Here is a 12,964-nt window from a genome sequence, read left to right as displayed (position 1 = left end):
GGGGAAAGAAAAAACCTTTACCCTTTACCCTTTAACCTTTTCCCAAAACCCAATTGCGAGTTAAAAATGCTTAACCGAGCAGTATTGGGATTTATCCCAATACTTAACCTTAATACTTTCATTTTGATTTAGGACGAGGAAATTTAGAAGGTGGCTTAAAGTTTTCTACTGGCACACCCTTAAGTGCCTTCTGCATAAAATCACGCCAAATAGGAGCAACCATACCTCCGCCTGTGGCGCGGCTAGATAATTGTCGATTGTTATCCCTCCCTACCCAGATGGCAGTCGTTAACTGCGGTACAGTCCCAATAAACCAAATGTCCTTCTCTGAGGAGGTTGTACCCGTCTTTCCCGCAACTGGACGGCCTATAGCTGCACCTCTACCAGTTCCTTCTTGAACTACTGTTTGCATCACGTCTAAAGTTGCTGCTGATGCCCAAGGGTCAAGCACTAGCTGAGGTTTAGGAGTATTATCTATTAACACATTACCACTACCGTCAGTAACACGGGCAATAATCGTTGCAGGCGATCGCCAGCCGTAATTAGCAATAGTCGCATAAGCGCTAGCCATTTCTAGCGGTGTCACACCGATCGCACCTAGCGGTAAAGAACTCACAGGTAACATTGGACTCATAATTCCCAAAGTACGGCAAGTTTCAATAACTTTATTCATACCCACAGCTTTGCCAATCTTGATTGCAGGAATATTACGAGACAGAGCCAGAGCAGTGCGAACTGGTATTGCTCCCATAAAACTATTATCGTAGTTTCGGGGAGAATACCAACCATTACCATCACGGTAACTAACTGAAGTATCTAGAATTGTTGTACGTGGTGTAAATTTACCACTAGCAAAAGCAGTATAGTAAACAAACGGTTTAAAAGAAGATCCTGGCTGACGGTGGGCTTGAGTTGCTCGATTAAATTCGCTAGTTTTTGAATCTACACCACCCACTAGTGCTTTAACAAAATGTGTGCGAGGATCAATTGCCACTAGAGCCATTTGATTATTATTTAATCCCTGACGTTCAAGGGTTCGATGCCACTTCTTAATAGTTTTTTCTGCCATCATTTGGAAGCTAGTATCAACTGTGGTTTGTACATGCATTCCGCCTTTAAGCAATGTTTCACGCCCAAACTTTTTAATTAATTCCTGAGCTACAGTATTTGTAACGTAAGGCAAAGCGCTACCTTGAAATGACTTGATTTCACCAAGTTTAATTTTTTGCTTGAGGGCATCATTATACTCTTGTTGGCTAATCCAATTCAGTTCTAACATTCGCCCCAATACTTCTTTTTGTTTTTGTTTTGCCAGCTTCATGCTGACAAACGGGCTAAAATCTTCTGGAGCTTGAATTAAACCCGCCATCATTGCTGATTCGCCCAAAGTCAAATTTTGCGCTGATTTTTTAAAGTAAGTGCGTGCTGCTGTCTGAACACCATAGTTATTGTGACCCCAGTAAACTTGATTGAGGTACATTTCTAATATTTCATCTTTACTAAGAACTTGCTCTAACCGAATTGCTAATACTGCTTCTACTATTTTTCGGGTAAAAGCACGTTTTTGAGATAAAAAAATATTTTTCACTAACTGCATGGTGATTGTAGAACCACCCTCTCGCACTTCCCCAGATGTCAAATTGACTAATGCAGCGCGTCCAATACCACCAGGATTAATACCATGATGCTCATAAAAGCGACTATCTTCACTAGCTAATACTGCTCGTTTTAAATTTGGGGAAATTTGATCTAAAGGCACTATTTGGCGATTAGCTTCCCCGTGTATACGTGTTAAAAGCTTGCCTTTAATATCATAGATATAAGTTGTTTCTGAGGGTATAAAGTTTCGTAGTTGTCTAACATCTGGCAGATTACGAAAACTAATAGATAAACCCACTAGTCCTCCAGCTAGCACAGAACTCGATAGCATAGTAATTGATAGGAGCGTGCCACCAGTTACCTGACCGACTTTTTTAAAAAATTCAAAAATAGGTAAAGTCTGAACTTGTGATTGTTTATCTTCAAAAGTTTTAAATGATGACACGGCAATTTGATTTCCTCACTTATTAAATCCGGTTTTATCTTCTATATAAATATAAATAAGATACATAAAAACAAAAATTCTCCAAATAAACAGTTAAATTTATTTGAAGAAAATTTAGTGTGATGCATAATTGCATAAGGAGTTGATTTTAAACATTATTTTAACAAGTAGCTGTGGAGAGAAAGGGCAAAAATCGGGTAGAAATCGGTTAGTAATAAAAATAATTTTGAATTAAGCTTAATATTGGATTGGAAAAATCTTTACTTTGATGTCAGGTCTTGGATAAGATATGGACTCTGAATCATTAATTGATTTTTTCTATGAAATGGTCACTGGAAAGGAAATGGATTGTCTCTGGCTTTGGCTTGAGCTTATTATTAATGGGTACAGCTAGTCTGATTTCTTACCAAAATGCTACTCAGTTAATTGAAAGTAGCAATCAAGTGAAGGACACACATGAGGTAATGAAAAATGTTATTGACATCTTTGCTACACTAACCGATGCAGAAGCCGGACGCAGGGGTTATATTCTTTATAGAGAGCAATTAGAACTCAAACGTTACTATCAGGCAATGCAAAGCCTGGATGCCAAAGTTAAAAAATTGCAGCAACAACTTGCTGATGACTCTTATCAACAGCAGCAAATAACGAAGCTAAAATTCCTCATTGCTCAAAGAGTTCAATTATCGAAACAGTCGATTAACCTCAAAGAAGTAGGTAAATCAAGCTTTGCTATTCAAGCACCTCTACTTACTCAAAGTAACCAAAACCGTAATCAAATCCGCGAAACGCTTACCCAAATGCAAGCTAGGGAGGAACAGTTACTACAAATCTCGGTGAGACATTCTCAAGAGAATATCCGCAACCGGATGTTGATTGAATTCCTCGGTACTTTCTTGAGTTTTGCCATTTTATTAGGCGTTTATGCCTTGCTTTATCAACAATTAGTAAAGCGCCAAGAAGCAGAAGCTATTCAACAGACTTTAGCTCAAGAAAAAGAACTTAGCGAATTGAAGTTACGCTTTTTTTCAATGGTATCCCATGAATTTCGTACACCATTGAGTATTATATTGGGATCGGCTCAACTATTGGCTCAAAGTAATCAACAGTGGACGGAAGAAAAGAAACTTAAAAATCTATATCGCATTCAATCTTCTGCTAGATCAATGAACCAGTTACTAACCGATATTTTAACTTTGACTAGGGCAGAAGCTGGGAAATTAGAATTTCATCCAGAACTGATAGATTTGGAAGCATTTTGCATTAATTTGATAGAAGACCTCCAATTTTCTAATCTCCAACAGCATACTATTAAATTTATCAGCCAAGGTAATTGTACCCATGCAAAATTAGACGAAAATATACTTTATTCAGTTCTGAGTAACTTACTCTCAAATGCAATTAAATATTCACCTCCAGAGGGAAGTATTTTCTTAATTCTTAGTTGTGAATCATCCGCAATATTTTTCCAAGTTAAAGATAATGGAATAGGAATTCCTGGTGAATTTCAAGAGCATTTATTTGAGCCTTTTCATCGTGCTAATAATGTAGGCAAGGTTGTTGGCAGTGGACTAGGACTTGCTGTGGTGAAAAAGTGTTTAGAAATACATCATGGAGAAATTTATGTAGATAGCGAAGTAGGAGGCGGAACAAGCTTTACGATAAAATTTCCCCAACAGGGAACAATAATAGTCAAAAGTAAATTAAGCAGTCATGATTAAACTTAAATTTTCTTGCTTATAAGGTTTTCATCCTTACTATTTAACAAATTAATTCGAGAGAAAGATGTCAAAAATATATCTGTTTATACAAAATATTATTATAAATAACTCACACTAATTTAGAATTAACAATGCCACACGTATTACTTGTAGATGATGAAGCAGCTCTTTGCGACAGTCTCACCTATACACTACAAAAAGAAGGTTACACGGTGACTACAGCCGCCGATGGACATAGTGCAATCAAACAGTTTCACAAGCAAGTACCAGATGTAATTTTGCTTGACTTAATGTTACCGGAAGTTGACGGTATGGAAGTTTGCTGGCGGATTCGGGCATTTTCCAATGTACCTATCGTCATGCTCACAGCTAAAGATGAGGATATTGATAAAATTTGGGGGTTAGAAGCAGGTGCAGATGATTATATTACTAAGCCCTTTAACACCCGCGAACTACTAGCACGCATGAAAGCAGTGTTGCGTCGTCGTTCTGGGGAGCAGCCTTCATGAGAGGCTGGATACCTGGGATTAAATTAAATACAATTTATGCCCAGCTGTTAGGTACATACCTCATGCTAACAGCTTTTGGAACGATAAATATTTGTGTCCACAGCCGTCACGCGCTAACCACCTTTGCTTTGTCTCCAGTAGTGCGATCGCTTCTGGGTTGTGGGGCTGAATGCTTTACAGTAGGTACTTTTTGTGTAATGTCGTTTAATTTCGTTTTTTAATCAAAAATAGAGATTAAGCATGTCAAGTATATTTGCTTATGCTTCTTCAGATAGAAGTTGGACTTTTTATAAATTGGTAGGCTTTAACAAGGAAATTTATTTTCGTTGATGTAGTTTCAAAATAAGCACCTATATACGTTTTAGCAATGCCTAGCAACTTCTTTATATCAGACAAGGAAACAGAAAAAATATTTTGCACAGAACTAGTTAAGTATGGTGTGGAATACGAAAAAGCTGTTCTTACTGCTAAAATATTAGCTTCTGGTAAACCAGATGAGCTTTTGTCACCAGAAGAGATAAGAATTGTTAAAGAAGCTTGCGAAAAGTGGTTTGTACAAAATAATCGCTATAAAAAATTGAAATCTTTTGAAAATAATTCGGTGTAAAGATAATCATCTCAAAAGCATTTTGCCTTGAGATGCTATTAATTTAATGAATGAATATTATTAATTTATATCTTTTGGGATTGAAACAAATCTTAATCCTGCTGAGTTTCAAATATTCCTGGTTTAAAAATGCCGATAAGTGCGTCAGTGTCCAGCATGGACGGGAACCCGCATTTCTCACAAGCTTCAAACGTTTGATAGAGCAGAGGGGCAGAGGGGCAGAGGGGCAGAGGAGAAAAACTTACTGTAACTTCTCCCCAGCTCCCCTGCTCAGGAGCAGGCCTTGAGAAGTGTGGTGAGAAATCCGAGGGGAAGTGTCATAGGTCTTTACAAACCTTCTTCCCCTAATGGAGATGGAGTTTCTACCAATTCGCAATGGGCTAACGCCCCGCTTCGCTCTAAGCAAAGCTATGCCGCAGGCTTTACGCAATTCGCAATGGCTATGCCCCGCTTCGCTAAAGCAATGGGCTACGCTAACGCAATTACGTTTTGTAACGGCGATTTAGACCTCGACACAACACGCGATGCTTGATAGAACCAGGGGACTGAAACCCCTGAACTAGGTTCAACCCAGAGTCAGATCATATTACTAGTAGAATCGAGATCACACTTCAATTAGTTTATCTCGACTAAACTCAATATTTATACTTCAATCTAACAAATACTCCCATAGGAACTGAAGTTATGGCAATGAGGAGAGGAGATCGCAGAGATTCTAATCATGACAACGCTGTTAATAATCCTCGCTCACACCAGAAAGAACCAGTTTCTTATCATGAGCTTAAACTTTCATTGATGACTGTTCGCGCCAATCTTAAAGAAGCTTCATCTCAACGTGATGAAGCAGAACAACGTGCAAAAGAATATCAAGAAGCTGCAACCCAACTAGTTCATGTTCAGCAAAAAATTCAAACTTATCAAATCGAGGCTAATGAGCTAAAAGAGCTTGTTGCTAAAAATCATCGCTTCTATACTGATGAGCAAGAAAATCATCAAAAGACGCTTTATCTTTACAACGAAGAAAAAGTAAAAATATCCCAGATAGTTAATGTTCATCAGCGAGAGATGCAAACTTGCCAACTCGAAGCTAATGAGCTAAAAGAGCGAGTTACTCAAAATTACCAGTTCTATATTGATGAACAACAAAGTCATCAACAAACTCTCTGCCTCTACAACGAAGAAAAAGCAAGAGCGACTGAATTGCTTACGAAATATGAGGTAGTAAACTCTGAACGAGGAATGTATTTGACTTTATATAATGAGTCTAAAGCAGAACTCAAGCATGAGCGACGTTCCAAAGCTAGTATTAAAGGATGGGAAACTCGCCGGAAAGGCGAGAATGAACGACTAAAACGGGAAATTGCTCAGATGGTTGTGCTACTGCGTGAATCCTTAGAAAGTAAGGATGAAGCAGTGAACAGTCTTTATGTTGTAGCAGAGCGTATGGATCGGATTCAATCTCTAGTTGATTCGGTAGAAGAAGAAACAACTAACAATCCTATGGGTTTGGTACAAAAGTTTAAACGTATCTGGCTGGTAATTAAAGATATACTTTCTGAATAAATAAGCATACTCATGAGCAAAAAATCACTCCCAACCACGCGAAAACAAGGTAAAGCAAGGCTGGGAGATCAAATTCGCAGTATTGCTGATCGCCTTAAACAAGAGACTGATGTACAGATAAAAGCAACTTCTAAGATTTTAGGGGCTGCTGCTCAAATTGCCGAAAATCATGATCGACTTATTAGTGAAGTAGTTGATATGGTTGAGTCAGACCTGAATCTAGAAAACCAAGCATCTCAAAAGCATATTTATAGTGTTGATATTTTAAAGCAACAGTTTAAAACATTACGGGATGCAAAGGCTCACTTCAACCTGAAAGTTAGTAGTTGGGAATCACTAGTTAATAGATTAAACGTTATATCTTCTCAAACAACGATAAGCAATAATCAACCTCAATCAAATCAGAGTTTGATAGACCATGATGTGATAAATAGTGAAGATAATTTCAATGGTATTGAAAAATTAACAGTTTTTTTAGAACCTGATGTTGCAGAAATGTTTCCCAATTCGGAAGCAGTAAATGAAGCCCTACGTTTTCTAATTAGAGTTACAAGTAAAAATCGTTGAAGCATTTTAGCAACTTTATAGAAAAATATCTTTTTTCTATAAAACTGGGTATCTTTTTCTCCTCGTACTGCTAACTCATAAGGCGTAACACCATCAGAGAGCGATCTGTAACTGGTACACTTTGAGAGCCTGAAACTAATTTTCCCCGATCTAAAAAGCGAGGTTCATTAGTGTCAATTACTATTTCCCATACATTTTCTTTAAATTCATTGGGTAAAGCAAACTCAATTAACTCGTAGTGAGCGTTAAAAAATAGCAGAAAACTTTCATCAATAATCCGCTCACCACGAGTCCCTGGAGTAGCAATCCCCTGCCCATTCAAAAAAATCTCCATTACTTTGGCATAACTAACTAGCCACTGCTTCTCAGTCATTTTGCTGCCATCAGAATTAAACCAAGCAATATCATTAATACCTAAACCGTGAATGGGGCGACCTTGAAACCACTTACGCCGTCGAAATACTGGATGCTGATGGCGAAAATTAATTAGTTCACGGGTAAAGTCTAGTAAATCCGCGTTCGCTTTTTGCAAATCCCAATGACGCCAAGAAATTTCATTGTCTTGGCAGTAGGCATTATTATTACCCTTTTGACTACAGCCAATTTCATCTCCCTCTAATAGCATTGGTACACCTTGAGATAGCATTAGAGTTGCTAAAAAGTTTCGTCGTTGCCGTTCGCGCAAACGCATTACTTCTGGAGCGTCGGTTTCGCCTTCTACTCCACAATTCCAGGATCTATTATGGCTTTCACCATCTCTATTGTCTTCCCCGTTTGCCTCGTTATGCTTTTCGTTGTAGCTGACCAAATCATTTAATGTGAAACCATCATGAGCAGTGATGAAATTAATACTTGCATTTGGGTTACGTCCGTTTGTTTGATACAAGTCAGGGCTACCAGTAAAACAGTAGGCAAATTGTCCTAAACTATCATCTGCACCCCGCCAAAAATCTCTGACTGTATCCCGATATCTTCCATTCCACTCAGACCAACGCAGTGGAAAGTTCCCGACTTGATAGCCGCCTTCTCCTAAGTCCCAAGGTTCAGCAATCAGCTTCACATCTGCCAAGATTGGGTCTTGATGAATAATATCAAAGAAAGCTGATAGGTTATCTACCTCATATAATTCCCGTGCCAGCGCCGAGGCTAAATCAAAGCGGAAACCATCTACATGCATTTCTATTACCCAATAGCGCAGGCTATCCATGATTAACTTCAGAACTTGAGCATGACGCACATTCAGAGAGTTACCGCAGCCTGTAAAATCCATGTAGTAGCGAGGATCATCCTTTACTAAACGGTAATATACAGAATTATCAACACCTCGCAAAGATAGCGTTGGCCCGAAATGATTTCCTTCGCCAGTGTGGTTGTAGACTACATCTAAGATCACTTCAATTCCGGCAAAATGTAGTGCCTTGACCATTTGCTTGAATTCGGTGACTTGTTGTCCCGAAGTCCCACTAGCACTGTAACTAGAATAAGGGGCAAAATAGTTGATAGAATCGTAGCCCCAGTAATTGCTTAATCCTTTATCTTCTAAATGTCCTGGATGAGATAGAAAGTGATGTACTGGCATCAACTCAACTGCTGTAATTCCTAATTGCTGTAAGTGTTGAATTGCAGCTGGATGCGCCAACCCGGCATAAGTGCCACGCAACTCTTCTGGAATAGCTGGATGTAGTTTAGTAAAACCTTTGACGTGAGTTTCATAAATAACAGTTGTATGCCAAGGTGTATAAAGCAGTTTATCGCCTTCCCAATCAAAGGATTGATCGACCACAACACACTTGGGCATTATTTTGGCATCATCTATTTCAGAAAAAACTAAGTCTTTTTCCTCAGCATCTAGAGAGTAGCCAAAGACAGCTGGATCATTACTAAACTCACCATCGATTGCCTTAGCGTAGGGGTCAATTAATAGTTTATTTGGATTAAATCGATGACCTGCTTCCGGTGCCCACATTCCATGCACTCTAAACCCATATTTTTGACCTGGGCCCACTCCTGGTAAGTAACCATGCCAAACAAAATTGTTTTTTTCTGTCAAAGGTAAGCGAATTTCTTCGCCATCGTTATCAAATAAACAAAGTTCTACCCCTGTTGCATTTTCCGAAAATAAAGCAAAGTTCGTCCCTTTACCATCCCAACTTGCACCTAAAGGATATACATTGCCTGGCCATAAAGTTAGATACATAAGTAAATTTTTAATAATTAGTTTTTCGGCAAAGAATTAATTTCGATTTCCTTTTGAATAATTAGTTAAACTTTAAAGTTACTAATAATTCAGTTAAGATCGCTAACGTTTTAATTTAACTTATAAATAATATTATTTACTCTATCAGTAGTAATAGAAATTTCTATTCCTTAAGTAGTGAAAATTGAGGTAAAGAGCAAGAGGCAGGGGGAGCAAGGGGAGAAAAAATTGGATAGTGACAAGAGCGACGTAGGAGCGTCATTGCGTAAAGCCTGCGGCATAGCTTTGCTTAGAGCGTAGCGGGACAAAGCCCATTTGCGAATTGGTTTAATTCTTGGGCGTTGCTGATTCCATGTATGAAAATGATTTTGCATAATACCAAAATCCTTGTAGAGACGTAGCAGTGCGACGTCTCTACATCCAGATTAATACTTTAATTCAGCAACGCCAGTTCTTTGATGTCCCTAACTATGGAAATATGACAGCATGTCTTTTGACACAATTTTACTCTTACAGCAACAATACTACGTAGTGACTGTTTTTACTTGGTGTGAGAGAGAACGTGAAAAAGGATTTTTTGTTGCTAACAGTTGCTTTACCGAGTTTACTGATAGTGTCTCCTAGTTATGCGGTTGAGAGTGAAATTGAGCAGAGAAATACTAATAAATCAACCGAAGTTACTTCAGATATTCCGAGTTTGAGTGAAATCGAGCTACCTGCTATTAATGCCGAATTATTAACTCAACAATCTATACCGATTGAAGTTAATCCAGAAGAAACTCAGCCAGAAACAGAGCAATCTCCGAGCGATGATGCAGACATTTCTATAGAAGTGATCGCAGAACCAGATAACTTACCTCAATCTACACCAACTTACGTAATTGATAAAGAAGAGATTCAAAAGCAGGGCGCTACAAGTTTAGCCGATATTTTGAAAAGAATGCCTGGTTTTGCGATCAATGATGTAGGTCATGGTGCAGATATTCATACAGGTACATATTACCGGGGAGCCTCAATTAATCAGTCTGTATTTTTGATTAATGGCAGACCAATTAACAATAATGTCAACACTTATCATGGTGGAACTGACTTAAATAGTATTCCTGTAGAGGCTATTGAACGAGTGGAATTATATAGCGGGACAGCCTCCGCATTATATGGTTCCTCTGTTTTTGGGGGAGTTGTGAATATCATCACCAAGGAAGGTTATGGCAAACCTAAATTGAACGCTAGCGCAGAATTTGGCTCATTGAGTTTAAATAATCAACAAGTGACCTATGGTGGTTCCTCTGATAATGTCAAGTACAACTTCAGCTTTGAAAGATTCTTTATAGACAACCGTTACCGTGTCCCTGTAGGTGCAGCAAATCGTGATGAACAGGGATTTTTATCAAATGCAGACACAGCTACAAGTACTTACTTTGGTAGCATTGGAGTAGATTTAGATCAGAAAAATTCTTTGAATTTAGATGTTACTGCACTCAGCAGTCGTCGCGGCTTAATTTATTTTGGTTTTCCTCTGCAAAGAGATAGATTAGACCACGATGGTTTAAATATTGGCTTATCCTGGAAAACTCGGCTAGGTAATGGGGAAAGCTCCAATCTTACAACCTCAATTGGTTATAACCAAGATTATTTCAGCACCTATGGCCCCACAGGAGAATTTTACCGTACAGGAGCTTTAGATACGCAACAACTCACAGCCAGGGTAGATCATGAGTGGAAAATTACTTCTAATAATAAATTGCGCTGGGGATTAGATTTGAAAAACACCGACTTAATCGGTGATGTTTTGAGTACGAATCCTGCTAGGATTGCCGAAAACGAAACTGAAGATAGAAGTTTGTTCAATACAGCTTTATTTGCTGTCAATACTTGGAATATTAGCGATAATTTTCTGATAGATTTAGGGCTAAGGCAAAGTTTTGACAGCCAGTTTGGAGATTATCTTAACCCTAGTGTTGGGTTACGTTATGCCGTCACACCAATAGTAGCAGTGCGTGGAAGTTGGGCAGGGGCACAACGCAATCCTGGGTTAGATCAATTGTATGTTTATGATACAGTTCATGGTTGGAATCCTAATCCTGATTTAAGACCGGAAACTGGCTCTACTTGGAGTGCAGGAGTAGATGTCAATTTTTCTCAAAATCTGATTGGACAGTTTACTTACTTTGGTAGTAGTATAAGCGATCGCTTGGGAGTCATCGCCGGCAGATGGGAAAACATTGGATTAGTAGATACCAATGGTTTAGAAGCAGCTTTGCAATTCAGAATTGCGGCTGGCTGGTCAACTTTCCTCAACTACACTTATACAGATGCTCAAATAAAAACAGGTTCAGAGAGTGGTTTACAGTTAGGTTTGATTCCCTACTCTGTACTGCAAACTGGCGTGGGTTATCAAAATTCCGGTTGGCAGGCTAACTTGTATGTTACTTACAATAGTGGCGCTCGCAGAGCCTTCTTCACTAACCCTGGTGACACTATTACAGATTTCGCGCCATCTTTCGTGAATTTGGATTTGACCGGTCGTGTGCCTTTAACTAGCAATTTAGGACTGACAGTCTATTTAGAAAATCTCCTCGGTGAGCAATATGAGCGAGTTAATCGCATATATAGTCCTGGATTTACTTTTCGTGTGGGTTTAAACGCCAGTTTTTAGGTATTAAATGTAGAGGTTTTGCATAAAATCTCGGCGTTCTCTGTGCTTCTGCGGTTTAAAAGTTATTTATTGAACCACAGAGGTGCAGAGAACACAGAGATAAAGAAGAGCTTTTTGGTAAAAACGAGGCACTGCGATGATACAACATGGTGCGTTAGGTTAAAGTCATAACGAACCCTACGGTTAAGGCAAGAGACGCGATGAATCGCCGTCTCTACAATAATCAATCAAAAAACCTTAACCGAACCGGATTGTAACGCACCCTATTTAAAATTTATTTTTAATCCGAAATCTAAAATTCAAAATTGCTATGAGAGCCAAAATTGAAAATAAAGTGCTTTTTGTCCACCATGAAGATTTACCAGAGTTTAAGAAAGGTGGCTCGGTGGTGCGAAACTCTTATTTCTGGGCGCTACGTTCTATTGCTGGTAAAGCTTCGCGTTATCGTGATTGGGAATACGAAGCGGAGGTTTGGCTAGCGCTTTCACGAATGCTTTTGTCGTTTGCTGAATCTGGATATTTAGGTATTAGAGAAACTTTGCTGGAGTTTCCTTTATCTCAAGGGGAAATTCCTAGTTTGCTGCGAGATGTCTCTACATTTGAGTAAGGATGCATAGCTTTTGTTTGCGGAAAACACCAAAATGAGTAAGTCAAATGAGCTTTTACTTACGGAAAACTCTAAAATGAGTAAGTAAACTGGGGTTTGAGAAAGCCAAATGAGCTTTTGCTTGCGGAAAACACCAAAATGAGTAAGTAAACTGGGGTTTGAGTAAGTCAAATAAGCTTTTGCTTGCGGAAAACTCTAAAATGAGTAAGTAAACTGGGGTTTGAGTAAGTCAAATGACCTTTTGAGAAAGTCAAATGAACTTTTGTGAAAGCATTTAAGTATTTTGAGAAAGTAATCAGGTATTTTGAGAAAGCAATTAGGCATTTTGATAAAGTAATCAGCAAATATACTTGACCAGGAGAAGAAAAGAAGATGGAGAGACAAGGGGGAAGAATTACTGTAAGTCTTGCTCTTTGTCCGCTTGTTCTCTTGTGCCTATAGGATTACTATTTGATTTTTGAACAAAGTTAAGTATTGTAGGGTGCGTTAG

11 protein-coding genes are annotated in these 12,964 nt (G+C 38.7%); 9 read left to right on the top strand and 2 right to left on the bottom strand.

Annotated features, from left to right (window positions below; genetic code table 11):
• Positions 1-118: 118 nt before the first annotated feature.
• The gene (locus tag VB740_RS32860; RefSeq protein ID WP_323204014.1) at positions 119-2,044 is read right to left on the bottom strand and encodes a transglycosylase domain-containing protein; all 1,926 of its coding nucleotides are present in this window, start codon (positions 2,042-2,044) and stop codon (positions 119-121) included.
• Positions 2,045-2,364: 320 nt separating this feature from the next.
• On the opposite strand from VB740_RS32860, the gene VB740_RS32855 reads away from it, so the two are divergent.
• The 7 genes from VB740_RS32855 to VB740_RS32825 all read left to right on the top strand — a co-directional run bounded on the left by VB740_RS32855 (position 2,365) and on the right by VB740_RS32825 (position 7,011).
• The gene (locus tag VB740_RS32855; protein ID WP_323204013.1) at positions 2,365-3,765 is read left to right on the top strand and encodes an ATP-binding protein; all 1,401 of its coding nucleotides are present in this window, start codon (positions 2,365-2,367) and stop codon (positions 3,763-3,765) included.
• A gap of 131 nt (positions 3,766-3,896) precedes the next feature.
• Positions 3,897-4,274: a response regulator transcription factor gene (locus VB740_RS32850; RefSeq protein WP_323204012.1), complete on the top strand. Its 378-nt coding sequence runs from the start codon at positions 3,897-3,899 to the stop codon at positions 4,272-4,274.
• Positions 4,271-4,495: a hypothetical protein gene (locus VB740_RS32845; RefSeq protein ID WP_323204011.1), complete on the top strand. Its 225-nt coding sequence runs from the start codon at positions 4,271-4,273 to the stop codon at positions 4,493-4,495. The genes VB740_RS32850 and VB740_RS32845 overlap by 4 nt, the downstream gene beginning before the upstream one ends.
• Positions 4,496-4,641: 146 nt before the next feature.
• Positions 4,642-4,881 (top strand): hypothetical protein, encoded by a 240-nt coding sequence (locus VB740_RS32840; RefSeq protein ID WP_323204010.1) that lies wholly within the window; start codon positions 4,642-4,644, stop codon positions 4,879-4,881.
• Between the two features lie 295 nt (positions 4,882-5,176).
• Entirely contained in the window at positions 5,177-5,413 is a 237-nt protein-coding gene (locus tag VB740_RS32835; RefSeq protein WP_323204009.1) for a hypothetical protein, read from the top strand.
• Positions 5,414-5,565: 152 nt separating this feature from the next.
• Entirely contained in the window at positions 5,566-6,444 is an 879-nt protein-coding gene (locus VB740_RS32830) for a hypothetical protein (RefSeq protein WP_323204008.1), read from the top strand.
• Between the two features lie 12 nt (positions 6,445-6,456).
• Entirely contained in the window at positions 6,457-7,011 is a 555-nt protein-coding gene (locus VB740_RS32825) for a hypothetical protein (protein ID WP_323204007.1), read from the top strand.
• Positions 7,012-7,081: 70 nt separating this feature from the next.
• Here the strand turns inward: VB740_RS32825 and glgX are convergent, their stop codons facing one another.
• The gene (glgX, locus tag VB740_RS32820) at positions 7,082-9,208 is read right to left on the bottom strand and encodes a glycogen debranching protein GlgX (RefSeq protein ID WP_323204006.1); all 2,127 of its coding nucleotides are present in this window, start codon (positions 9,206-9,208) and stop codon (positions 7,082-7,084) included.
• A 562-nt stretch (positions 9,209-9,770) separates the two neighbouring features.
• Between glgX and VB740_RS32815 the strand changes: the two genes are divergently transcribed.
• Positions 9,771-11,867 carry a TonB-dependent receptor gene (locus tag VB740_RS32815; RefSeq protein ID WP_323204005.1) on the top strand — a complete coding sequence of 699 codons (2,097 nt, stop codon included), beginning with the start codon at positions 9,771-9,773 and terminating at the stop codon, positions 11,865-11,867.
• Between the two features lie 310 nt (positions 11,868-12,177).
• Positions 12,178-12,474, top strand: a complete 297-nt coding sequence (locus VB740_RS32810; RefSeq protein WP_323204004.1) for a hypothetical protein — start codon at positions 12,178-12,180, stop codon at positions 12,472-12,474.
• Positions 12,475-12,964: the final 490 nt, after the last annotated feature.

The sequence above is a fragment of the Nostoc sp. UHCC 0251 genome (assembly GCF_034932245.1).
In the GTDB taxonomy this organism is placed as follows: Bacteria; Cyanobacteriota; Cyanobacteriia; order Cyanobacteriales; family Nostocaceae; genus Nostoc.
The sequence above is the reverse complement of the archived record's forward strand: the minus strand, read 5'-3'. Positions and strand labels throughout refer to the sequence as shown.

What these genes read in the sequence shown, in the direction of transcription:
- VB740_RS32825 (WP_323204007.1), top strand. Translation starts at nt 6,457, where the DNA reads ATGAGCAAAAAATCACTCCCAACCACGCGAAAACAAGGTAAAGCAAGG.
- VB740_RS32810 (WP_323204004.1), top strand. Translation starts at nt 12,178, where the DNA reads ATGAGAGCCAAAATTGAAAATAAAGTGCTTTTTGTCCACCATGAAGAT.
- glgX (WP_323204006.1), bottom strand. Translation starts at nt 9,208, where the DNA reads ATGTATCTAACTTTATGGCCAGGCAATGTATATCCTTTAGGTGCAAGT.
- VB740_RS32830 (WP_323204008.1), top strand. Translation starts at nt 5,566, where the DNA reads ATGGCAATGAGGAGAGGAGATCGCAGAGATTCTAATCATGACAACGCT.
- VB740_RS32840 (WP_323204010.1), top strand. Translation starts at nt 4,642, where the DNA reads ATGCCTAGCAACTTCTTTATATCAGACAAGGAAACAGAAAAAATATTT.
- VB740_RS32850 (WP_323204012.1), top strand. Translation starts at nt 3,897, where the DNA reads ATGCCACACGTATTACTTGTAGATGATGAAGCAGCTCTTTGCGACAGT.
- VB740_RS32855 (WP_323204013.1), top strand. Translation starts at nt 2,365, where the DNA reads ATGAAATGGTCACTGGAAAGGAAATGGATTGTCTCTGGCTTTGGCTTG.
- VB740_RS32845 (WP_323204011.1), top strand. Translation starts at nt 4,271, where the DNA reads ATGAGAGGCTGGATACCTGGGATTAAATTAAATACAATTTATGCCCAG.